This is a genomic window from Thioclava atlantica (assembly GCF_000737065.1).
GTDB lineage: Bacteria > Pseudomonadota > Alphaproteobacteria > Rhodobacterales > Rhodobacteraceae > Thioclava > Thioclava atlantica.
This window is the reverse complement of the sequence record NZ_AQRC01000002.1, coordinates 238,965-261,376: the sequence shown is the minus strand read 5'-3', so window position 1 is coordinate 261,376 and position 22,412 is coordinate 238,965. Positions and strand designations below refer to the sequence as shown.

21 protein-coding genes are annotated in these 22,412 nt (G+C 66.8%); 12 read left to right on the top strand and 9 right to left on the bottom strand.

Features of this window, described 5'->3' with window-relative positions:
• Positions 1–34: 34 nt before the first annotated feature.
• The gene (pyrC, locus tag DW2_RS03735; protein WP_038143912.1) at positions 35–1,075 is read right to left on the bottom strand and encodes a dihydroorotase; all 1,041 of its coding nucleotides are present in this window, start codon (positions 1,073–1,075) and stop codon (positions 35–37) included.
• Positions 1,076–1,248: 173 nt separating this feature from the next.
• Between pyrC and DW2_RS03730 the strand changes: the two genes are divergently transcribed.
• Together DW2_RS03730 and DW2_RS03725 are read left to right on the top strand one after the other, a co-directional pair.
• Positions 1,249–1,458, top strand: a complete 210-nt coding sequence (locus tag DW2_RS03730) for a hypothetical protein (protein ID WP_038143911.1) — start codon at positions 1,249–1,251, stop codon at positions 1,456–1,458.
• 91 nt (positions 1,459–1,549) lie between these two features.
• On the top strand, positions 1,550–1,852 hold the full coding sequence (locus DW2_RS03725) for a hypothetical protein (protein ID WP_038143910.1): 303 nt from the start codon (positions 1,550–1,552) through the stop codon (positions 1,850–1,852).
• A 4-nt stretch (positions 1,853–1,856) separates the two neighbouring features.
• Here DW2_RS03725 and DW2_RS03720 read toward each other — a convergent pair whose 3' ends face one another.
• The 3 genes from DW2_RS03720 to DW2_RS18980 form a co-directional block, all read right to left on the bottom strand.
• Positions 1,857–2,798, bottom strand: a complete 942-nt coding sequence (locus tag DW2_RS03720; protein WP_038143908.1) for a hypothetical protein — start codon at positions 2,796–2,798, stop codon at positions 1,857–1,859.
• Positions 2,799–2,982: 184 nt separating this feature from the next.
• On the bottom strand, positions 2,983–4,020 hold the full coding sequence (locus DW2_RS03715; RefSeq protein ID WP_038143907.1) for a glycosyltransferase family 2 protein: 1,038 nt from the start codon (positions 4,018–4,020) through the stop codon (positions 2,983–2,985).
• A gap of 325 nt (positions 4,021–4,345) precedes the next feature.
• A complete protein-coding gene (locus DW2_RS18980; RefSeq protein ID WP_051855289.1) occupies positions 4,346–6,664 on the bottom strand; it encodes a glycosyltransferase family 2 protein in 2,319 nt (772 codons plus the stop codon).
• Between the two features lie 152 nt (positions 6,665–6,816).
• Between DW2_RS18980 and DW2_RS03705 the strand changes: the two genes are divergently transcribed.
• On the top strand, positions 6,817–9,039 hold the full coding sequence (locus tag DW2_RS03705; RefSeq protein ID WP_038143906.1) for a hypothetical protein: 2,223 nt from the start codon (positions 6,817–6,819) through the stop codon (positions 9,037–9,039).
• Positions 9,040–9,466: 427 nt separating this feature from the next.
• Here DW2_RS03705 and infC read toward each other — a convergent pair whose 3' ends face one another.
• The gene (infC, locus tag DW2_RS03700) at positions 9,467–9,958 is read right to left on the bottom strand and encodes a translation initiation factor IF-3 (RefSeq protein ID WP_238321244.1); all 492 of its coding nucleotides are present in this window, start codon (positions 9,956–9,958) and stop codon (positions 9,467–9,469) included.
• A 276-nt stretch (positions 9,959–10,234) separates the two neighbouring features.
• Between infC and DW2_RS19650 the strand changes: the two genes are divergently transcribed.
• From DW2_RS19650 to cysK, 5 genes are all read left to right on the top strand, one after another.
• Positions 10,235–11,173: a hypothetical protein gene (locus DW2_RS19650; protein ID WP_051855286.1), complete on the top strand. Its 939-nt coding sequence runs from the start codon at positions 10,235–10,237 to the stop codon at positions 11,171–11,173.
• A 124-nt stretch (positions 11,174–11,297) separates the two neighbouring features.
• Positions 11,298–11,978, top strand: a complete 681-nt coding sequence (locus tag DW2_RS03685) for an FAD-binding oxidoreductase (protein WP_038143905.1) — start codon at positions 11,298–11,300, stop codon at positions 11,976–11,978.
• Between the two features lie 108 nt (positions 11,979–12,086).
• The gene (gene ctaA, locus DW2_RS03680) at positions 12,087–13,241 is read left to right on the top strand and encodes a heme A synthase (protein WP_038143904.1); all 1,155 of its coding nucleotides are present in this window, start codon (positions 12,087–12,089) and stop codon (positions 13,239–13,241) included.
• A complete protein-coding gene (locus DW2_RS03675; protein ID WP_038143903.1) occupies positions 13,238–14,704 on the top strand; it encodes a carboxypeptidase M32 in 1,467 nt (488 codons plus the stop codon). The genes ctaA and DW2_RS03675 overlap by 4 nt, the downstream gene beginning before the upstream one ends.
• A gap of 31 nt (positions 14,705–14,735) precedes the next feature.
• On the top strand, positions 14,736–15,701 hold the full coding sequence (cysK, locus tag DW2_RS03670) for a cysteine synthase A (protein WP_038143901.1): 966 nt from the start codon (positions 14,736–14,738) through the stop codon (positions 15,699–15,701).
• Positions 15,702–15,720: 19 nt separating this feature from the next.
• Here the strand turns inward: cysK and DW2_RS03665 are convergent, their stop codons facing one another.
• Complete coding sequence (locus tag DW2_RS03665; protein WP_038143899.1) at positions 15,721–17,574, bottom strand: ABC-F family ATP-binding cassette domain-containing protein; 1,854 nt, start codon at positions 17,572–17,574, stop codon at positions 15,721–15,723.
• Positions 17,575–17,845: 271 nt separating this feature from the next.
• Between DW2_RS03665 and ndk the strand changes: the two genes are divergently transcribed.
• The gene (ndk, locus tag DW2_RS03660; protein ID WP_038143898.1) at positions 17,846–18,268 is read left to right on the top strand and encodes a nucleoside-diphosphate kinase; all 423 of its coding nucleotides are present in this window, start codon (positions 17,846–17,848) and stop codon (positions 18,266–18,268) included.
• 6 nt (positions 18,269–18,274) lie between these two features.
• Here the strand turns inward: ndk and DW2_RS03655 are convergent, their stop codons facing one another.
• The 3 genes from DW2_RS03655 to DW2_RS03650 all read right to left on the bottom strand — a co-directional run bounded on the left by DW2_RS03655 (position 18,275) and on the right by DW2_RS03650 (position 19,639).
• Positions 18,275–18,622: a TfoX/Sxy family DNA transformation protein gene (locus DW2_RS03655; RefSeq protein ID WP_038143897.1), complete on the bottom strand. Its 348-nt coding sequence runs from the start codon at positions 18,620–18,622 to the stop codon at positions 18,275–18,277.
• A gap of 192 nt (positions 18,623–18,814) precedes the next feature.
• A complete protein-coding gene (locus tag DW2_RS20265) occupies positions 18,815–18,949 on the bottom strand; it encodes a hypothetical protein (RefSeq protein ID WP_272944419.1) in 135 nt (44 codons plus the stop codon).
• Between the two features lie 201 nt (positions 18,950–19,150).
• Positions 19,151–19,639: an RrF2 family transcriptional regulator gene (locus DW2_RS03650; RefSeq protein ID WP_051855282.1), complete on the bottom strand. Its 489-nt coding sequence runs from the start codon at positions 19,637–19,639 to the stop codon at positions 19,151–19,153.
• Positions 19,640–19,843: 204 nt separating this feature from the next.
• On the opposite strand from DW2_RS03650, the gene speB reads away from it, so the two are divergent.
• From speB to DW2_RS03635, 3 genes are all read left to right on the top strand, one after another.
• On the top strand, positions 19,844–20,818 hold the full coding sequence (speB, locus tag DW2_RS03645; protein ID WP_038143896.1) for an agmatinase: 975 nt from the start codon (positions 19,844–19,846) through the stop codon (positions 20,816–20,818).
• Entirely contained in the window at positions 20,815–21,240 is a 426-nt protein-coding gene (locus tag DW2_RS03640; RefSeq protein ID WP_038143895.1) for a DUF1499 domain-containing protein, read from the top strand. Before speB ends, DW2_RS03640 begins: the two co-directional genes overlap by 4 nt.
• Positions 21,241–21,342: 102 nt before the next feature.
• Complete coding sequence (locus DW2_RS03635) at positions 21,343–22,407, top strand: DUF475 domain-containing protein (protein ID WP_038143894.1); 1,065 nt, start codon at positions 21,343–21,345, stop codon at positions 22,405–22,407.
• The last annotated feature ends 5 nt before the right edge of the window (positions 22,408–22,412 follow it).

The following is a 22,412-nucleotide window of genomic DNA, read 5'->3' as shown; positions in this document are numbered from 1 at the left end:
GCCTCCGGCGGGGATATTTGGGTCAAGAGGAAGATCAGCGTTTCACATGCCAATGGACCGGGAAGCCCGGGTCGAAGAGGGTGACGGGGCCGGCGCCGGTCTCGATCTTGGCGGGCCAGCTGGCGGGCTCATCGGTTTTCTCGAGCGTCAGCGTCGTCTCGTTGACCGGAAGCTTGTAGAAGCGCGGCCCGTTGCGCGAGGCGAAACCCTCGAGCTTGTCGAGCGCGCCCTCGGCCTCAAAGACATGGGCCAGAAGCGGCATCGTGTGGGTCGCGGTGAAACAGCCCGCGCAGCCGCAGGCGCTTTCCTTGGCCGGGTCGGCATGGGGCGCGCTGTCGGTGCCGAGGAAGAAATGCGCATCGCCCGAGGTGGCGGCGGCAACGAGGGCGCGCCGGTGCTCCTCGCGCTTGGCGACCGGCAGGCAATAGTAATGCGGCTTGATCCCGCCCACGAGGATGTGGTTGCGGTTGATGATCAGGTGATGGGTGGTGATCGTGGCGCCCATGTCGTCGCCCTGGGATCTGACGTAATCCACACCGTCTTTCGTGGTCACATGTTCCATCACCACGCGCAGGCCCGGGGTCGCGCGGCGGATCGGGTCGAGCACGGTCTCGATGAACACCGCTTCGCGGTCGAAGATGTCGATCTCGGGGCTCGTCACCTCGCCATGGACGCAGAGCGGCAGGCCGATCTCGGCCATCTTCTCCAGCACGCCGCGCACGCGGTCGAAATCGCGCACGCCGGAATCGGAATTGGTCGTGGCTCCCGCCGGGTAGAGCTTCACCGCGCGCACCAGCCCCGAGGCGGCGGCCCGGGCCACGTCTTCGGGATCGGTCCTTTCGGTGAGGTAGAGCGTCATCAGCGGCTCGAACTCGGCGCGCTCGGGCAGGGCTGCGAGGATGCGCTCGCGATAGGCGGTGGCCTCGGCGCCGGTCACCACCGGCGGCACGAGATTGGGCATGATGATCGCGCGGGCGAAATCGCGCGCGCTCTCGGGGGCGACACCTTCCAGCATCGCGCCGTCGCGCAGATGCAGGTGCCAGTCGTCGGGACGGGGAATGGTGATCGTGCTCATGGCGATGTCATTAGCGCGGGGCGGGGCGCAAATCCAGTACCCGCGCGCATGCTGCGCTGCAGCATGTGCATGGCGGGGATGCGCGAATGGAAGTGGTACGGACAGTGATGCTGACCTAGATTGGGCGGCAAGGGAGGAAACGACCTGACACATCTTCTCGCAGGAGGTTTCCAATGGCTTTCATTACTGCTGACCACCGTCACGCCGATCACCAGAGCTTCGGCCAGCGTCTCGCCGCCGCGTTCACCCGCTTCATGGAGCGCCAGTCGCGCCAGGAAGAGATCGCACGTCTCGAGGCGAAGACCGATGCCCAACTTGCCGCGATGGGCCTGACCCGCGACGGCATCGTGCGTCACGTCTTCCGCGACCGCTTCTACCTCTGAGCGGCCGATTTTCGGGGCGGGCCCGCTTGCGCGGGCTTGCCCGAACCGGGCCGCGGCGCGATAGTTGGATGAAACGCGTGCCGGAGGCCCCATGCAACAAGACGCTCACGAAACGACCCTGATCGAACTTCGCGGCGACCTGACCCTCGCCGCGCTTTGCGTGGGGCGCTTCCACGCCCCGTGCCAGATCGCCCCGGACCGGCTCCTGGTGCGGGCCGATGCAGCCCTTCTCGACGCCCTGCGCGCGCTCGGCTTCAGCCCCAGCCCGGTTTCTGAAGATTTCACCCCGACCGAGACCCCGGCGCCCGCGCGCCGTGTCGTGACCCATGGCTCGATTCCTCCCGATGAAGGGGATGAGGCGATCGAGCCGCACGGGCCCTCGTCGAACGCGTGAGATTCTAGTCCGGCGCCGACCGGTTCTTCGAGGCAGGCAGGGTGATGCGGCGTTCCGCGAGCACCTGCTCGAGCGTTTCGAACCGGGCGCGGAAGCGCGGCCCGTTGAGCCGTTCGGCGATGTTGCGGCAGACCAGCGCCTCGAGATAGGGGCGCCCGGCGGCCTGCAACCGGCCGGCCATGTTGCGCGCGTAGCGCGGCAGGTTGCGGCGGGCGCGAAAGAGCGGCCAGAACTGTGCCGGCTCGAACTCGTTCTTGCAGGCGGCGATCAGGATCTCGTCGAGGATGTCCATCTCGCGCAGCATCCATTCCACCGAGCGGCCGAGATTGCGGCAGGGCATCAGCGTCACGCAGGGCCGCGCGAAGAGTGCCGCATGCATCGCGTCATGGCGCTCGAACGGATCGTAGAAGACGAAGGCCTGGCCCACGCCGTCGAGCATCTCGGGCGCATAGCCGTAGCGATCGGTGAAGGAGATGCGCCGCATATGAGCGAAGCGGTCATCCCAGACCGTGAGCGCCGGATCGAGCGTCGCCTGCGGCTGCAGCGCGATCACCGTCGCGCCGGGAGCGGTCACCGAGAAAGCCGCCGCCGCATAGCCGCACGGGCCCGCCCCGTAGAACACGACGCGGTCGAAATCCTCGAAGAAGGCCTCGTCGACGAGACGGTCGAAATAGGCATAAACCGCGGGATCGCGGTACCAGGTGTCGCTGTTGCAGATCAGCGTGAGCGAGGACCAGCCATGCTCGTTCGCGATCCGGTAGCCGCGCGGCAGCGCATCCGCACGCTCGGCCTCGATCGCGCCGCTATTCTCGAAGGTTACCAGCAGGACCGGCCCGTCATCGTTGAACAGCACCTCATGCGATGCGCCGAGCGGCTCGTAATAGCCGTTCTCCTCGGCGATTTCGCCGAGCTGCTCTTTCCATCCGATGTCGCCGTGCCTGGCCATGGTCGCTTCAATTTCCCGATCTTCTGGCGCCCGTCCCGGCCTTTGCGGGGCGAACGCTCATCATTCATCAATATGGGTCCCTTTGTCCCGAGGAAAGCGGCACAATTGAGGGATCGGTTGGGAATTTCCCGGTCAGGGGCGGGATCTGGAAACGAGTCAACCCATTCTCGATTTTTGTTTCCATTCAAGCCTCTTGCGCGCGTTGACCATATCCGACCATCGCCCGGGCCGCCGCCTCCGACAGGGGCTGACTCGGCGGGCAGAGCAACAGGCGCCCGAAAAGCGCGCGATAGGGTTCGTCGCGCATCAGCGCCTCGAACCGGGCGCGGCGCCACGCCACCGCGTCGGCATGAAGCTTTGCGAGGTCCCGGTCGCGCATCAGCTCCGCGCGCAGCGCCCCGGCCGCCGTGTCATAGCGGCGCACCGCATCATCTTCCTCGGTACAGAAATTGCGCTCCACCCAATACCCCATGTCGAACCCGCCCTGCTGGCGGTTCGAGCGCCCGCGTTCGCATTTCACGACATAGCTCTCCATCGCGCCCAGCGGGTAATGGTTGAGCTGCACCAGATCGTAGGGCGCGCTGCCCGGCGGGGTGAAGAGGCGCTGGCGCTGGTAGAGGGCGGGCAGCTTGCGCCCCGAGCCGTCGACCCAGAGAGAGTTGGCAAGCCCCGCCTCCCGCGGGGCTTGGGGGCGGTGCACGCCGAGCTTCTCATAGGTGCCGTCATTGGCGAACAGCGTCTTGAACATCGAGGCCCGCCAGGGCCAGAGCATCGCTGCAGGCGCACAGCGCGGGAACTGCGCGGTCACCGGGCGGTCCTCGTAACGCACCACGCCGCAATTGCCGAAAAGCCGCCAGGTGAGGGCGAAGGCGGTCGCGGCGGGCACGGCGTCGAACAGGGCCTGCAGCGTGCCGTCCCCGGTCTTGATGGCGACGAATTCATCGACATCGATCACCGCGATCCAGTCGGCGCCCGTGGTGAGCGGATGGTCCCGGGCCTGTTTCAGCGCGGCCCATTGCGGCCCTTCCTTCCAGGGGCCGGGATTGGGCAGGTGCGTGAGCCAGCCGAGCGCCGCGAGACGGTCGAGCATCGCATCGGTCCCGTCGCTGCAATCGTTTGAGAAAACAAGGAAATCGGTGAAGCCGACCGCACGGTGATGGGCCAGCCATTCGATCAGGAAGGCCCCTTCGTTCTTGACCGAGGTGATGGCGAGAATGCGCATGGGGCGACTTTGCATGGGCGCCCGATGGCAGGCAAGCGGGAATGCCGGGCCCCTTACTCGCTTCATGCGGGAGGCGCCTGCGGCGGGGTTGTCTCGACCAGAGGAAAACTGTCCCGGCGAGATGAAAAGGTGTCCACGCGCCCCGCATCCGGCCCCCCGGCGGGAGCGGGGCGCGCTTCACCTAGGCAGCCATCGGCTCCCCAGCCTGTACTGCCCGGCCAAACTCGCAAAGAGGGGTAAATGAAGGGTTAAGGAAATTCTCTTTCACCTGGATGAAAATACCCCCGCCGGAGGCATCCCCAGCCCGCCACGGGCGCGCGCTCGTTCAGTGCCGGGCCTCGCCCACATGGCGCAGGGTGAAGAAGAAATCGGGCGGCAGGTCGCGTTCGTGCAGATCGGCAGGAATCACCTCGGGGCCCGCATTGAAGACGGCGGAGCCGAAATGATGCAGCATTCGCGAGAGCTTCTCGAAGCGCCCGGAGGTGAGCGTGCGGTAGAATTCGCGCTGATCGGGCCGCGCGATCAGCTCGGCGATCTTGGCGCGGTGGCAGGCGACGCAATGGTCATGCGCGGCCCGGATCTCGGGATCGGCCATCAGCCGGTCGAACTCGGCGCGCGCGGCGGGCAGCATGCGCGCGATCGCATGGTCCTCGACCGCGTTGTGATTCATCCGGAACCAGTAATTGAGCCCCTGGTCGCGATCGACATGGTTGACCCGGCCGCGGTCGCGCTTGACGAGGAAGCTCTCGGCCGAGCGCACCGCGTAATGGTTGAGCTGCACCCAGTCATAGCCATAGGTCTCGAGCGTCGAGCGCCAGCCGTTGCGGAACATCTCGCGCGGCATCCGGTTGCCCGAGCCGTTGAGCCAGTGCACCTGGTCCCACAGGTCGGGATTGAGCCCCTTGGGCCGATGCACGCCCAGCTTCTTGTAGATGTCGATATTGCGAAACAGCGTCTTGAAGCCCCAGGCCTGATGCGGCTTGCGCACGAGTTCGGGGGCGCAGCGGGTCAACTGCTCGGTGATGAAGCGGTCCTCGTAGTGATGGATGTCCGCATTGCCGAAGAGCCGCCAGGTGAGCGAGATCATGTTCGCCTCGCCCATCGCCGCGTAGAGCGCGCCCAGCGTGCCGTCGCCGATCTTGACGGTGATGAACTCGTCGACATCCATGCAGATCGACCAGCCCGCCCGCTGGATCACCGGCTCGTTCTCGGCGGCCGCCAGCGCGGCGTGCTGCGGTTTCATGTCCACCATCGTGCGGAACGGGTTGTCGCGATGCTGCACCAGCCCCTTGCGCTGCAACAGGTCGAGCATCGCGTCGGTGCCGTCAGTGCAGTCATTGGTGTAGATCAGGAAATCATCCACCCCGATCGCGCGGTGATAGGCCAGCCATTCGAGGATGAAGGGCCCCTCGTTCTTCATCGTGGTCACGATCGCGGTGCGGCCCGCATCCACGGCCTGTTTCGGTGCGGGTTTCGGTTTCGAGACCGGCGGGCGGATCGGCTTGAACCCCCAGATGTCGCGCGACAGGTGGAGCAGGCGCTCGTCCTCGATCAGCGAGGTCTTGGGCGCGAGCTCGGCGGGCGCATGGCCCGGCACCCGCAGCGCCATCGCGCGCCAGAACCCGTAGGTCAGGCCGGGATCGGGCTTGCAATAGCTCACCCGCAGCATCCGCCATGTATTCTCGAGCCCGGCCTTTCGCGGCGCGCAGCCCCATCGCGCGATGCCCCGTCGCGCGTCGAACTGGCGGCAGACATGATCGGGAAAGCGCGCGGGCTCGCCCTTGCGCACGCGCCAGGGATAGCTGCGCCGTCCGACAAGCAGGATCACCCCGGTCGCGGCACGTTGCACCGCTTCGAACGCGCTCGGCTGATCGGGCTCGCGCTCCATCAGAAGATCGCTCACATCGAGCATCAGGAGGCCGGCGGCGCGGGCGAAGAACCGCCATTTCACGATCTCGAAGATCAGCCCCTGCCCCTGCGGACTGCGCCAGGGATCGGGGGCGGGGGGCTCCATCCGGTCCTTGCCCGGCGCGTCGGGGGCGAGGAAGATATGGTTTTCGGGGCCCAGATCCGGCTTGCCCAGGGGCGTCGGGCTCTCGAGCAGGACGACCGGCATCGCGAGTTCGCGCAAGGCCATGCCCTCGGCCAGCGCCTGTGCGAACTCCGCACCGGTTTCGCCGTCGTCGCCGGGCGGCGCGCGGTTGAGGATCACCGCGCCGGTCGCGCCGTGATGATCGTGATGCCAGCTCAGCCAGTCGAGCACCGTCTCGATGCTTTCCCCCAGCCGCTGGCCGAAGAGGCAGTTGCGGCCTTCGAAAAGAGCCCAGTCGGGCGCATCGGGGGTGACCTCGCGCAAGGTGACGGCGCCCGCCGCGTCGCGAAGCGCGAGCCGGGCCGGGCCGGGGGCGTCGGTCTCGTAGATCCCCATTGCGGCCCCCGAGACGTCGCGCGCCTCGATCAGCCGCGCCACGCCCTCGCGCGGTTCGGGCCAAAGCTGATCGGCGTGCGAGGGATTGGCGAAGAAGGCGCGCAGGCGATGGCGCGGGCCTTCGGCGGTGTCCTGCGTCCATCCGACCGCGTCGAGCAGGGCAGGCGCGCCAGCTTGCGCGCGCAATTGCCGCCGGATCACCTGCCGTTCGCCCATTGTTTCCTCATCGCTGTCCCTTGCGTCCCTGCTAGCACGCCGTTTCCGCCCGGTGAAGGATCGCCGCGCCGAAGCGCCTGATTTCCATTGGAAACCGGCCTTTTCTCGGGCACGATGCGGCAAAAGCAAGGAAAAGCGGCAAGGGGCGGGGAATGGCACGGGTGCGCGAGGTCGGCACGCTCTGGATCGGCGGAGCGCTGAGCTGGATGGAACAGCTCTGCCTGAAGAGCTTCGTCGATGCCGGGCAGCGCATCACGCTCTATTCCTACGAGGAGATCCCCAATGTCCCCGAGGGCGTGATCCGGCGCGACGGGCGCGAGGTGCTCGATACCGACGACTTCATCAAATACGAGAAGAAGGACAGCTTCGCCCTCTTCGCCGACTATTTCCGCATCCACATGATCGCGCGCAATCCCGGGCTGATCTGGGTCGATACGGATGTCTATTGCTGGCGCCCGATGGACTATGACAGCGACTACGTCTTGGGCTACGAGCTGCCCGACAGCGACCGGGTGAACAACGCGGTTCTGGGCCTGCCGGCCGACAGCGCGATCGTGCATGACATCCTGGAGTTCATGTCCGACCGCTACGCGATCCCGCCCTTCGTGAAGCCGAAGCTGCGCGAGGAGTACGCGGCCGCCGCGAAGGCCGGTCACCCGGTCCATGTCAGTCAGCACCCCTGGGGCGTCTGGGGGCCGATGATGCTGACCCATTTCGTCGCGAAACACGGACTTCAGGACAAGGTTCAGCCGCTCGACGCCTTCTACCCGATCCCGTTCCCCGAACGCACGCGGATGATCCGGCGCGCGTCCAAAGTCGAGGCGCGGCTGACCGGGAACACCACCGCGCTGCATCTCTGGGCCTCGAACAAGCGCGAGCTGGGGCTGCGGTTCAACGGCATCCCGCGCGAGGGAAGCTTTCTCGACACGCTCTTGAAGAAACACGATATCCGCCCCGAATTCGCGCCGATCAAGGGCCGCGCGAAGCTGGTTTTCGAGGACAGGGAGGCCAATCTTTCACAGCTCGCGGCGGCCGGCATCGCCGAGCTTTCCTCGATCGCCGATCTGGGCGGCACCGCGCCCGCGCTGGTGCTGGCCGCGCATCACCGCTGGGACTGCGACATCACCTTGATCGACCTGCGCGCGGACGGGGCCTGGCCCGAAGCGGAATCGGACTGGGTGGCGGGCTATCGCGCGTTTCTCGCCGAAAACGGCGTCGATCCGGCCCGGATCCGCCATGTCGGCGCGGAAAAGGATCTGCGGCCCGTCGATCTGGTGCTCAACCTCGCGGGCTTCGGGGATGTGAACAAGGTCAAGCATCTCGGACCGATCCTCGAGCGCGCGCTTCACGCCGACAGCCGGATGGTGATGGATATCCGCAAGGGCTCGGGCAGTTTCCCCTTCCTGCGCGATTTCGGCTCCAATGAGGTGATCGCGGAGATCGGCGACGGGGCAGGGGGCAAGCGCACCCGGATCGTCTTCGTGCCCGACCCGCCCGCGGAGACGGTCAGCGATCCGGGCTGGGCGGAACTCGCGACGCGGCTGGCCGGGCCGGAGGGGTTCTACCGCGACAATGGCAGCCACAGCTTCCTCTATATCCCACGCGCCAAGGACACGCTCGTCGTGACCTTCGACAATCTCGATATCGCGATGAACAAGCGCGACACGCGCCGGCCCTGGGGCTTTGAGTTCATCGAGAAACAGGGCTGGTCGATGCTGGGCGCGATGGCAGGCGGCTGGACCTGGTATCGCGACGACTGGGTGGCGCAGGAATTCGACCGGCTCGCATCCGAGGGCTTCTTCGCGCAGTTCGGCCGTGTCGTGTTCTACGGCGCGTCGATGGGCGGCTATGCGGCCTGCGCCTTCTCGGCCGCCTGTCCGGGGGCGGAGGTGGTGGCGATCTCGCCGCAATCGACGCTCGACAAGTCCGTCGTGCCCTGGGAGACGCGCTACAAGGTCGCCTGGGACCGCGATTTCTCCGGCAGGTACGGCGATGCGGCCGAGGCGAGCCGCGCGGCGCGACGGGTGACGATCCTCTACGATCCCTATGAACCGCTCGACGCGGGCCATGTGAACCGCTTCACGGCGCCCAATGTGATGAAACTGCGCACGCCGCTTCTGGGGCATCGGCTGGGGTCGTCGCTGCACCAGATGGGGATCCTCAGCCCGATCCTTCTGACCGCGCTCGACGGAGGGCTGAGCGAGGCCGAGTTTCACCGCCACCTTCGGGCCCGGCGCGATTTCCCGCGCTACCAGCGCGAGTTGTTTCAGCGGGCTCTGGCGCGGGGGCATGAGAGCCTCGCGCGGCGGATGGGCGAGTCGGTTCTGCGGCGCAATGACAACCGGGCGATCCGCCAGGCCCTGCGCGGGCTCTGATCCGCCGAGTGCCGCACTGCGGCGCGATGCCGCATCTGCGGCGGGCGGCCCCCTGGAGATGCGCGAAACCCCTTGAAAATCACGCAAATCTCACCGGCTTCTGGCTGAAACGTGACCGGGTGTTCAACATGTCGCAGTTTAACCCGACCCGCTTTTGACCTAAGTCAATCTCAGCACGCGAATACTCCCATATGAAACGTGCACCGGGCTCTGATCTCCCTGACGCGGCACAGCCGCAACAAGCCCGGACAGAGGATCAGACGTTCTCCCTCGTCTCATCCCAAATGCGCCGCGGGTCTCCCTCCCGCGGCGCTTTAATTTTCACCGGTCGCCTCTTCGGTCTCCCGCGCCTTCGTGCAAGCGCAGCACAACGAAAAAACCCTCCCGCTGAGGGGAGGGTTTCGAGCTGTCGGATCGCCGGAAGAGCTTACTTCGTCGGTGCGATCATCATCACCATCTGGCGCCCTTCGAGCTTGGGCATGCTCTCGACCTTGCCGGCCTCGCCGACATCGGCCTTGACGCGGTTGAGCAGTTCGAGACCGAGATCCTGGTGCGCCATCTCGCGGCCACGGAAGCGCAGGGTCACCTTCACCTTGTCGCCGCCTTCGAGAAACCGCATGACGTTCTTCATCTTCACTTCGTAGTCGTGAATGTCCGTGCCGGGACGGAATTTCACTTCCTTGATTTCGATCGTCTTCTGTTTCTTGCGGGCTTCGGCTTCGCGCTTTTGCTGTTCGTATTTGAACTTGCCGAAATCCATGATCTTGCAGACCGGCGGATTGGCGTTGGGCGAGATTTCCACGAGATCGAGCCCGGCCTCCTCGGCCATGGACATGGCTTCGCGGGGCGTCACGACTCCGACATTCTCCCCGTCCGCGCCGATCAGGCGAATTTCGGGGGCGCGGATCCGTCCGTTCACGCGAGGTCCGGTGTCACGGGTCGGCGGGGCATTGTGAGGTCTGCGGGCTATGGTCGAAATCCTTCTGTAGCCAAGAGTAATTCAGGCGCAGAAGATAGACGGGCCGGTGCGCTCTTTCAACCGCAAAGCGCAGGGAACCGGGCGGATGTTTCCCGCGTTTCCTCCCATCTTGCAGCCGCGGCTCGCGGGGCATCTGCGGATGCGCGCGCGGGCGCGGGCAGCGTGGGCTGGCGCAGCCGGGCGCCGTCCTCGGGCAACAGGCATAGGGGATTGGTTATGAACAGGATTTCAGCCGCGGTCGTCGCCGTACTCGCGCTCGCAGCGTTGGCGATTTATCTCACGACCTCGGGCAATGAGACGCCCGCGCCGGAAGCGGCTGCGCCGCCGAGCGCGACGCAAGCGGCGGGCGAAAAGCTCAAACAGGCAGGACAGGCGGCGACCGAGGCGCTCGACAAAGCCAAGCAGGCGGCGAGCGATGCGGTCGACGGAACAAGCCGCTCCGCCGCGGATGCCGCGCAAAAAGCCAAGCAGGCGGCTCAGGAGGGCGTCTCGCAGGCCGTCGAGACCGGCAATGAAGCGGCCCAGAGCGCCACCGATGCCGCCCATGCCTCGGTGGAGGCCGCGAAGGCCGCGGCCGACAAGGCGGGAACGGCTGCATCCGCGGCCGCTCAGGCCGCCACCGACGCGGCGCAGGCGACCGTCGATGCCTCCAGCCAGGCCGCGAGCGATGCCGCCTCCAGGGCCGCCGATGCAGCGACGCAGGCGGCCCAGGCGGCGACCGAGGCCGCCAATGCCGCAGCCGATGCGGCGGCGCAGGCGCAGGTCAATGCCGATACCGAGACCACGAAAGGGGCCGCGAGCGCCGCGCAATCGGCCGCCGATGCCGCGAGCAAGGCCGCCAGTGCCGCCGCCGATGCCGCTGCCGCCGCGACCAATGCCGCGCAGACCGCGAGCCAGACCGCCGATACCACCGCAGCCAATGCGCAGACGCAGGCCAGTGTCACCGGGCAGGGGGCGCTTGAGAGCGTGATGGGCGCGGCCAAGGCGCTCACCGTGTCGGGTTTCGATGCCGACAAGGTCGAGAAGATCATCGACGCCTCCGCGCTCCCCGAAGCGACGCGGGTGCAGCTCAAGACCGCCGTCGAGGGCGCGCGCGCCAATCCCGACAAGGTCAAGGAAGTGCTCGATCAGGTGCGCGCCGCGCTCGGCCTCTGAGGGGATCCGTCGGGGCTGCGCGGGCTTTCGCTCCGCACCGCCCCGACGGCCGGCTGCGGCTGGTTTTCTCGGAACGGGCCCCGCGGCTCGGGCGTTCGGCGTCACAACGAGAGGAGCATTTGTGATGACCAACCGACTGACCCTGAAAGCGATCGAACCGGTCACCCATGACACTCACCACCTGACCTTCGCGCGCCCCGACGGGTTCGCGTTCACGCCCGGTCAGGCGGTCGATCTCAACCTGACCCGCGAGGGCTGGCAGACCGAGCAGCGCCCCTTCACCTTCACCAATCCGGGCAATGGCGAGACGCTCGAATTCGTCATCAAGAGCTATCCCGACCATGAGGGCGTGACCGAGCAGATCGCGACGCTGACGCCAGGCGAGCCGGTCGAGATCTCCGATCCCTGGGGGGCGATCGAGGACAAGGGCGCGGGCACCTTCATCGCGGGCGGGGCGGGCGTCACCCCCTTCATCGCGATCCTGCGCGCGCGGCTTGCCCGCGAGGGCACGCTCGAGGGTTGCCGGCTGATCTTCTCGAACAAGACCGAGGCCGACATCATCCTGCGCGACGAATTCGAGGCGATGACAGGGCTCGAGACGGTGTGGACCGTGACCGATCAGGACGATCCCGGCGCGGGCGTTCGCAGCGCGAAGATCGACCGCGATTTCCTCGCGCCCTACGTCGAGGCCGAGCGCGGAAAGTTCTATATCTGCGGGCCCGCCAAGATGGTCGACGAGATCGAGGCCACGCTCAAGGATCTCGGCGTTGACGCGGGGCGGATCATCCGCGAGGATTTCGACTGATCCACGCGATCGCGTGACATGCGGGTCCTGCCGGGCTCGCCCTCTTGCCCCGGGGCAAGGGGCGGCCTAGTTTGCCGGGCAAAATGACAGGTCCGGAGGCCCGCACGCATGAGCCAGAAACGCAGCATCTTCGAAGAGGTCGGCTCGGACGGCGCCACAGAGCGGACGGCGCCGCAGGGCGGCATGATCGACGCGAAACCCCGCGGCGCACGCCGGGCGATCCGGCTCTGGCTCTTCGTGCTCTTCACGCTGGTCGTGGCGATGATCGCGGTGGGCGGCGCCACGCGGCTCACCGATAGCGGGCTCTCGATCACCGAATGGAAGCCGATCTCGGGGGCGATCCCGCCGCTCTCCGCGCCGGACTGGCAGGCCGAGTTCGACAATTACAGGGCCAGCCCGCAGTTCAAGTACATGAACCCCAACATGACGCTGCCCGAGTTCAAGGGCATCTTCTGGTGGGAATGGGGCCATCGCCAGCTCGGCCGTCTCGTGGGCATGGTCTGGTTCGTGGGCTTCGTCGGCTTCTGGCTGACGAAGAAGATCCCGCCGGGCTGGACGGGGCGGCTGTTCTCGCTGGGCGTGCTCGGCGGTCTGCAAGGGGCGATCGGCTGGTGGATGGTGTCCTCGGGCCTCGTCGGGCGCATGACCTCGGTCGCCTCCTACCGGCTCGCGACCCATCTGGGGCTCGCCTTCATCATCCTCGGTCTGATCGCCTGGTTCGCAGCCCAGCTCTCGCGCCCGCAATCCGCCCTCCTGCAGGCGCGGCGCCTGTCCGAGCCCAGGATCGGGCGCATCGGCTCGGTCCTGATCGGGCTCGTTTTCGTGCAGATCCTTCTCGGCGCGCTGACCGCCGGGATCGACGCGGGGCTCGCCTTCCCGACCTGGCCCTCGATGAACGGACAGTTCCTGCCGTCGGAGAGCTTCGATTACACGCCGCTGTGGCGGAACTTCTTCGAAAACCCGGCGCTGGTGCAATTCAATCACCGGATGCTGGGCTATCTCGTCTTCCTCACCGGCCTCTACGCGGCATGGCGCGCGCGCAGTTCGGCCCATCAGCGCACGCGCGAGGCCTTCGCGCTCGCCGCCGCGATGATCTTCTTCCAGATGATCCTCGGCATCACCACGGCGCTCGAGCTCGTCCATTACTGGGAACTCGGCCTGATCCACCAGTTCGGCGCGGTGGTGACCTGGGTTCTCGTGATCCGCGCGCGCCACCATGCGCGCTACCCCATCATCCGTTCCATTCGGGAGGGCCGCGCATGACCGCGTATCAGGATCTGCTCGCGCATCAGCGCGAAACCGAGGCATTGGGCAATATCGCGGGCCTGCTGAGCTGGGATCAGGAGGTGATGATGCCCCGCGGCGCCGCCGATCAGCGCGCCGAGGAGGTCGCCGCGCTCGAAAGCGTGCTGCATGCCCGGCGCACCGATCCGCGCATCGAGGTCTGGCTCGCGCGGGCCGAGGCACCCGACCCGGCGAGCGCCCGTATCCTCGACCTGATCGGGCGCAGCTACAACCGCGCGACCCGTATCCCGGCGCGTCTGGCGACGGAACTGGCGCGGATCACCTCGCTGAGCCAGGGGATCTGGGCCGAGGCGCGCGCGAACGAGGACGCGTCGGCCTTCCTGCCCACGCTCGAAGAGGTGGTGCGCCTCAAGCGCGAGGAGGCCGAATGCCTCTCCGAGGGCGATCTTTATGACGCGCTTCTCGACGATTACGAGCCGGGCGCCACCGCGAAGGAGATCGCCACGGTCTTCGACCGGATGCGCGGCCCGCTGGTGGCGCTGCGCGACCGGGTGCTGGGCTCCGAGGTCACGTCGCAGCCGCTCTCGATGGTGTTTCCCGAAAACGCCCAGATGCGGCTCGCGCGGATCTGCGCCTCGGCCTTCGGCTATGACTGGACGCGCGGGCGGCTCGACATGTCGGTCCATCCCTTCTCCTCGGGCGGCGGGGACGATGCGCGCATCACCACCCGGATCTCCGAGACCGATCCGTTCGGCAATATCTACTCGACGATCCACGAGGTCGGCCACGCCACCTACGAACAGGCGATCGACCCGGCCTACCGCTTCACCCCGATCGGCCATGGCGTGTCGATGGGCGTTCACGAGAGCCAGAGCCGGATCTGCGAGAACCAGCTCGGCCGCTCGGCCCCCTTCACCGGCTGGCTGCATACACGGATGACGGACACGTTCGGCGATCTCGGGATGGATCCGGAGGCGTTCCACGCGCTCGTCAACCGCGTCGAGATGGGCTTCATCCGCACGGAATCGGACGAGCTGAACTACAACCTGCACATCATGCTGCGCTTCGATCTCGAGCGCGATCTGATCACCGGAAAGCTCGAAGTGGCCGATCTCGAGGAGGCGTGGAATGCCCGCTTCGAGAAGGATTTCGGCGTGAAGGTCACCAAGCCCAGCGACGGGTTCCTGCAAGACGTGCACTGGTCGGTCGGGCTCTTCGGCTATTTCCCGACCTATGCTCTGGGCAATGTCTATGCGGGTTGCCTCAATCAGGCGATGCGCGCGGCGGTCCCCGAGATCGACGACCGGCTGGCGCAGGGCGATGCGGGCCCGGCCAAGGCGTGGCTCGACGAGAACCTGCGCCGCTTCGGCGGCCTGCGCCCGCCGCGCGAGACGATCGAACATGCCTGCGGCGCAGCTCCGAGCGAGGCGCCGCTTCTGGCCTATCTCACCGAGAAGTTCGAAACCATCTACAAGCTCTGAGCGCGCCGCGCTCGCAAGAGAGGAGAGCCGCATGGCCCGCATCTTCGAGGACAACTCGCTCAGCATCGGAAACACGCCGCTGGTGCGGCTGAACCGGATCGCGGAAGGGGCGGGCGCGACGATCCTCGCCAAGATCGAGGGCCGCAACCCCGCCTGGTCGGTGAAATGCCGGGTCGGCGCGAACATGATCTGGGATGCCGAGGAGCGCGGCATCCTCGGCCCCGGCCGCGAAATCGTCGAGCCCACCTCGGGCAATACCGGTATCGCGCTGGCCTTCGTCGCGGCCTCGCGCGGGATCCCGATCACGCTGACCATGCCCGACACGATGAGCATCGAGCGGCGCAAGCTGCTGCTCGCCTATGGCGCGAAACTGGTGCTGACCGAGGGCGCGAAGGGCATGGCGGGCGCGATCGCGAAGGCCGAGGAGATCGCCGCCTCCGAACCCGACCGCTATGTGCTTCTGCAGCAGTTCAAGAACCCCGCCAACCCGGCGATCCACGAGAAGACCACCGGGCCGGAGATTTTCGAGGATACCGGCGGGCAGGTCGATATCTTCGTGGCGGGTGTCGGAACGGGGGGCACGATCACCGGCGTCTCGCGCTATCTCAAGGAGGTGAAGGGTCTGCCGCTGATCTCCGTTGCGGTCGAGCCCGAGGCGAGCCCGGTGCTCAGCCAGGCCCGCGCCGGCGCGGAGATCAAACCCGGCCCGCACAAGATCCAGGGCATCGGGGCGGGGTTCGTTCCCGACGTGCTCGACATGGATCTGGTGGATCGGATCGAGACGGTCAGCAATGACGAGGCGATCGAGACCGCGCGGCGGCTCGCGCGCGAGGAGGGGATCCTTTCGGGCATCTCCTGCGGCGCGGCGACGGCGGCGGCGCTGCGCCTCGCCCATGCGCCCGAGAACGCGGGCAAGACGATCGTCGTCGTGCTGCCGGACTCGGGCGAGCGCTACCTGTCCTCAACGCTGTTCGAGGGCATGTTCGACGAGGCGTGAGCGAAAGCGCCGAACGCGCTCAGCCCCGTTCGGCCGCCTCCAGCTTTTCCAGTGCCGCCATCCACAGCGCTTCCGCACGCTCCATCGCCTGCGTGGCCTCGGCATGCTTGGCCTGCCAGACCGCGAGATCGGAGGCCTTGCCCGCCTCGTAAAGCGCAGGGTCCGCCAGCTTTGCGTCGAGCTTCTCGAGCATATCGCTCAGCTTCTCGACCCGCGCCTCGCACTCGCGGACCTCGCGCTTGAGCGCGCTCATCGCATCGCGTGACGGCCTGGCCGGCTTCGGTGCGGCGGCCTTCGCCGCTTTCTCCTCCGGGTCGGGGGCGAGCAGTTCCGCCCGGTAGCTTTCCAGATCGCCCGCATAAGGCGCCACCGCGCCGCCCTTCACCAACCAGAGCCGGTCCGCCACCAGCCCCAGCAGATGCATGTCGTGGCTGACCAGGATCACCGCGCCGGAATATTCGGTGAGCGCGGCGACCAGCGCCTCGCGGCTTTCGATATCGAGGTGGTTGGTCGGCTCATCAAGGATCAGCAGATGCGGCGCGTCGAGCGTCGCCAGCAGGAGCGAAAGCCGCGCCTTCTGACCGCCCGAGAGCTTGCCGACCGCCGTCTCCGCCTGATCCGCGCCAAGGCCGAACCCCGCCAGGCGTGCGCGCAGCTTCGAAGGGTGCTCTTCGGGCCGCTCGCGCTGCAGATGGGTCAGGGGCGTCTCGCCCAGATTCAGCTCGTCCACCTGATGCTGCGCGAAATAGCCGATACGCAGCTTGGACGAGCGGGTGATCTTGCCTTCCATCACATCAAGTTTGCCCGCCAATAGCTTGGAAAGCGTCGATTTCCCCTCGCCATTGCGCCCCAGAAGCGCGATCCGGTCATCCTGGTCGATGCGCAGGTTCAGCCGCTTCAGGATCGCCGGTCCACCATAGCCCACGGCGGCCCCTTCCATCGCGATGATCGGGGGCGAGAGCTGCTCGGGTTCGGGGAAGGTGAAGACCTGCTTCGCCGCTTCCTCGGGCGCGGTGATCGGCTCCATCTTCTCGAGCATCTTGACCCGCGCCTGCGCCTGCTTGGCCTTGGTGGCCTTGGCGCGGAAGCGATCGACGAAGCTTTGCAGATGGGCGCGCCGCGCCTCCTGCTTCTTGGCCTGCGCCGCCTGCGCCTCGCGCCGCAGACGGCGGGTGCGCGCGAAAGTGTCGTAGCCGCCCTGGTAGACCGTGAGCTGCTTGTCCTCGAGATGCAGGATCGCGCCCACCGCCCGGTTCAGCAGGTCGCGGTCGTGGCTGATCACGATGACGGTGTGCGGATAGCGCACCAGATATTGCTCGAGCCAGAGCGCGCCTTCGAGATCGAGATAGTTGGTCGGTTCGTCCAGCAACAGGAGATCGGGCTGGGCGAACAGCACCCCCGCAAGCGCCACCCGCATCCGCCAGCCGCCGGAGAAATCCGAACAGGGGCGTTGCTGCGCCTCCGTGTCGAACCCCAGCCCGCGCAGGATCGCGCTCGCCCGCGCCTCGCCCGACCAGGCGTCGATATCGGCCAGCCGGGTCTGCACCTCGGCGATGCGGGCGGGATCGCTCGCGGTTTCGGCCTCCGCCATCAGCGCCGCGCGCTCCTCGTCGGCGGCCAGCACCGTATCGAGAAGCGAGGTCGAGGAGGAGGGCACCTCCTGCGCCACGCCGCCGATCTTGGCGCGCGAGGGCAGCGAGATCTCGCCGCCATCGAGCGTCAACTCGCCACGGATCAGCCGGAACAGGGTGGTCTTGCCCGCGCCATTGGGCCCGACGAGCCCGACCTTGTGGCCCTCGGGAATGGTCGCCGAGGCGCCCTGGAACAGCGGACGCCCCTCGATCGAGAAGGAGATATCGGAAATGCGCAACATGGGGCCTGACTTGGCGCAGGGCAGGGGAACAGTCAATCGCTCCCTTCACCTGGCCCCGAATACCCCCGCCGGAGGCAGCCCCCGCGCGACCGCCCGGCGCCGCATATCCGGGGCGCGAAGCCGGGTTTCACGCGACTGCCATATCGGGCGCGCAAGCTGGGGACATGGCCGTTTTAGAGGGCTTTTCAACGAAAGCCCCGCGTGATAGCAGGCGCGTCATGTTTTTCGGCCCGGGATCGCCCGGCCGCGATATACAAGGAAAGAGTCAGACATGGCCATCGAACGCACTCTGAGCATCATCAAACCCGACGCGACCAAGCGCAACCTCACCGGCAAGATCAACGCCAAGTTCGAGGAAGCGGGCCTGCGCATCGTCGCGCAGAAACGCATCAAGCTGACCCTCGAGCAGGCCGGCAAATTCTACGAAGTCCACAAGGAACGCCCCTTCTACGGCGAACTGTGCGAGTTCATGGCGTCCGAGCCGGTCGTGGTTCAGGTGCTCGAAGGCGAAGGCGCCATCGCAAAGAACCGCGAAGTGATGGGTGCGACCAACCCGGCCGATGCCGCTGACGGCACCATCCGCAAGGAATTCGCTCTCTCGGTCGGCGAGAACTCGGTGCACGGTTCGGATGCGCCCGAGACCGCCGCGCAGGAGATCTCGTTCTTCTTCTCGGGTCTCGAAATCGTCGGCTGACCCGATCTAGCGCTTCGCGCGCAGACCGATTTCATCGAGGGCCGCGTCCAGCCGGGCGCGGCCCTTGTCTTTGAGCGCGGCCTTGCCGGCGATACCCGCCTTGAGCGCGTCGAACCGCTTGCGCAGCGCGGCCTTTTCCGCGCCTCGGCAATCGTTCCAGGGACGGCCCTGAAGCGCCATGTGCAGCGCATAGAAACCGATGAAATGGGGTGGATTTCCGGCCGCGATCCAGGCGCCATAGGCGGCCTCCGCGCCGATCTCGCGCAGCTGCTCGGCCGTGGTGATCCCGGCGCGCACGAATCCTTCGGCCGTCGCCGGGCCGATGCCGCTGATCGAGGTGAGGGGCTGCGTCATCTGATCCGTCCCGCGGGTTCAGGAAGGCGCGGGTGACGCCCTCAGATCCGTGAACCGCAAAACAGTTTGAGCCACACCGACGCGAGGCGCAAGAGATCCGGCCCGGTGTGGGGCGCGGGGTCTTGCGGCAGATGACGCCATGCGCCGCAAGGTCGTTTCACAAGGGCGCGGGGAAACCGCGCCGGTCGGGGGTCAGATCGACGCCCAGTCGTTGAACACCGTGCCGCCCTGCTGGTTGGACGTGCCGGACTGTCCCTGCTGCTGGCCGGGACGGGGCGTTCCGCCCTGCTGTTGTTGGCCCGATTGGCTGCCCGATTGCTGTTGCATCTCATTTGCCTCGTTGTGAGTCGCGTTCGCGGGGTCACGCCCCGACGTGCTGCGACAGGTAGTCACAGGCTCTCGCGGAGAAAAGGGGGGGTCAAGCGAAACTGAATTTTGTTCGCTTTTCCGTGAGCGGGCGTCATGAAACTGTGACGCAAGCGACACGAACGCCCGCAAAACAAGGCAGATCGGCTGAGAAAAGCGGCGTCAGGCCGGGGTGGTGATCGCCCCGCCCGGTGCGCAGAAGGACAGTTTCGCCCCGCCCGGCAGGCGCAGGATCGCCTCGAGCCCCCCGTTATCCTGCACCAGATCGGTCAGTGTCTTGCGATCGAGCGCGGCATAGAAAGCCTCGAGCGCCTCGGAGAGCGCATCGCGCAGAAGGCAGACCTTGCGCAACGGGCAGGTATTCGCGGCCGGGTCGAAGCATTCCGCGAAGGGGACGACGCCCTCGAAGGTCCGCATCAGCTCGCCCACGCGGATATCGTCGGTGTCGCGCGCGAGCCGCATCCCGCCCGCGCGGCCGCGCTGCGTGTCGACATAGCCTTTCTGGGCGAGGGTGTGGATCACCTGCGCGAGATGGTTCTCGGAGGCATTGCAGACTTCGGCGATCTCGTGCTTGCGGACGATCCGGCCCGGATTGACGGCGCAGAACATCAAGACGCGCATCGCGAGATTGGTACGGGTGGTCAGACGCATGGGATCTCCTTCGCTCTCCTGGAGGCGTAATAGAGGAGTTCGCCAGTCAGCGAATTGACATAGGTCAGTTCGGCAAGAGGATATATGCGCGGCTCCGCTTTTCCGAGGCGGCGCTGCGCCGGGGAAAGGGGCGGGCGCGTCGCGTGCTTGACCTTGCACCCGCCGGGAGCCACATCTTGAAGCCGGACATAGCAGGGGAAGCCGATGGCTCTGGAAGACGCGAAGACACAGGTGGATCAGGCCTTCACGCGCAAGGAGGCGCGGGGGCTGAGCTTCGAGAACACCTTTGGCGGGGCCACCAGTTTCCTGCGCCGGCGCTACTCCAAGGACCTGACCGGTGCGCAGATCGCCGTCACCGGCATTCCCTTCGATCAGGCGGTGACGAACCGGCCCGGCACGCGCTTCGGGCCGCGCGCGATCCGCGAGGCCTCGACCCTGCAGGCCTTCGATGCGCCCTATGGCTGGGGCTATGACCCGTTCACCGAGCTTGCCATCATCGATTGCGGCGACATGCCCTTCGACTATGCGAACGTCCCCGAGGTGCCCGGCCGGATCGAGGCGCATCTGGCGGATATCCTGAAGGCGGGCGTGGTGCCGGTCACGCTGGGCGGCGATCATTTCATCACCCTGCCGATCCTGCGGGCGGTCGCCGCCCGGCACGGTCCGGTCGCGCTGATCCAGTTCGACGCCCATTCCGATACCTGGGCCGATGACGACATGAGCCGGATCGACCACGGGACCTTCCTCTACAAGGCGATCAAGCAGGGCGTAGTTGCGCCCGAGACGACGGTCTCGGTCGGCATCCGCACCGACAATCCCGATACGCTCGACGTGCGGATCCTCGATGCGCCCTCGGTCCATCGCGACGGGATCGACGCGACGCTTTCGCGGATCCGCGAGGTGGTGGGGGATCGGCCCTGCTACATCACCTTCGATATCGATTGCCTCGATCCGGCCTTCGCGCCGGGCACCGGCACGCCGGTCTGGGGCGGCCTGGCCAGCTGGCAGGCGGCGGAACTGTTGCGCGGGCTCAAGGGGATCGACCTGATCGGCGGCGACGTGGTCGAGGTCTCGCCGCCCTATGACCCGACCGGGGCCACGGCGATCGCGGGCGCGCATGTCGCGTCCGAGCTGATCGCGCTGGCCGGATGGAAGATGCGCGCGGGAGGCACGGAATGAAGACCCTCGGGCTGCTTCTCGGGCTGGTGGCGGTCGCCGTGGTCGCGGCCGATGCCTGGGTGCGGCTCGCTCCGATCGACCCGCAGCGCTACGAGATCGAAGGGCTCGCCAAGGCACCGGGGGACTACCCTTTAACGGGGGGCTTCCAGGCCGCGCGAGAGCTGGGCGACCCGGGGGCGCAGATGGCCGCCCTCGACAAGATCATCCGCGCCACCGCCCGCACCCGGCGCGTCGCGGGCTCGGTGGCCGAGGGCCGCGCGGCCTATGTCACCCGATCCGCCTTCTGGGGCTTTCCCGATGTCACGCTGCTCTGGGTCGATGGGAAGACCCTTCAGATCCGCGGCCATCTCGTCTTCGGACGCTCCGATCTCGGGGTGAACAAGGCCCGGATCGAGGGCTGGCTGAGCGAGGCCGGGCTCTGACCCTTCGTGACGTCGCGTTGCGCGCCTGCGTCCCGTCAAAGCGCAGGGCTGCGCGCGGGGCCTCCCTTGCGAAGCCGCGTCCCGACCCCTATCTGAGCGCTGATGCCAGCCGGAGCCATCATCCAAACCCCGTTACGTTATTTCTCCTGGGCCTTCGCTTTGACCTTCGCGGGGCTCGTGGGCGCCTTCGTCCTAGGGTTCCAGCATAGCGGAACGCTCGGCGGCGCGCTTTCCTTCCTGTTCGTCGCGGCGATCCTCGCGGTGCTCGAGATCTCGCTGAGCTTCGACAACGCCATCGTCAACGCCAACAAGCTCCAGCAGATGACGCCGCAATGGCAGCGGCGCTTCCTGACCTGGGGGATCCTGATCGCGGTCTTCGGGATGCGGATCCTGTTTCCGCTTCTGATCGTCGTGATCGCCGCGGGGATCGGGCCGTGGGAAGCGATCGAGCTGGCCGCGCGCCACCCGCAGCAATACGCGCATATCATCGAGGGGGCGCATCTCTCGATCGCGGGCTTCGGCGGCGCGTTCCTGATGATGGTCGCGCTGACCTATTTCGTCGACGAGGGCAAGGAAGTGGACTGGATCCACACGCTCGAATGCCGGCTGCGCGCCTGCGCCTCGATCCGTGGGCTCGAGATCGGCTTCGTGCTCGGCTTGATCATGCTCTTCACCTGGTTCCTGCCCGAGGGGCGCGATGGCGATTTCCTCTTCGCCTCGGTGGCGGGGCTCGCGACCTTCCTCGGCGTCGAGGTGCTGGGCCATGTGCTCGACCGCAAGAGCATGGTGGCCGAGACCGCCAAGGCCGGGCTCGGCGCGTTCCTCTATCTCGAGGTGCTCGACGCCTCCTTCAGCTTCGACGGGGTGATCGGGGCCTTCGCGCTGACCCAGAACCTGTTCCTGATCGCGATCGGGCTGGGGATTGGCGCGGTCTATGTCCGCTCGATGACCCTGATGCTGGTCGAGCGCAACACGCTCAACGAGTTCCGTTATCTCGAACACGGGGCCTTCTGGTCGATCCTGATCCTCTCGGTGGTGATGTTCGCGCAGACCTTCATGGAGGTGCCTGAAGTGATCACCGGCCTCCTGGGCGCGGGGCTGATCGGGCTCGCGCTCCTCTCCTCGATCCGCTTCAACAAGCGGATACGGGTGTCTCACGAAAGCTGAATTTT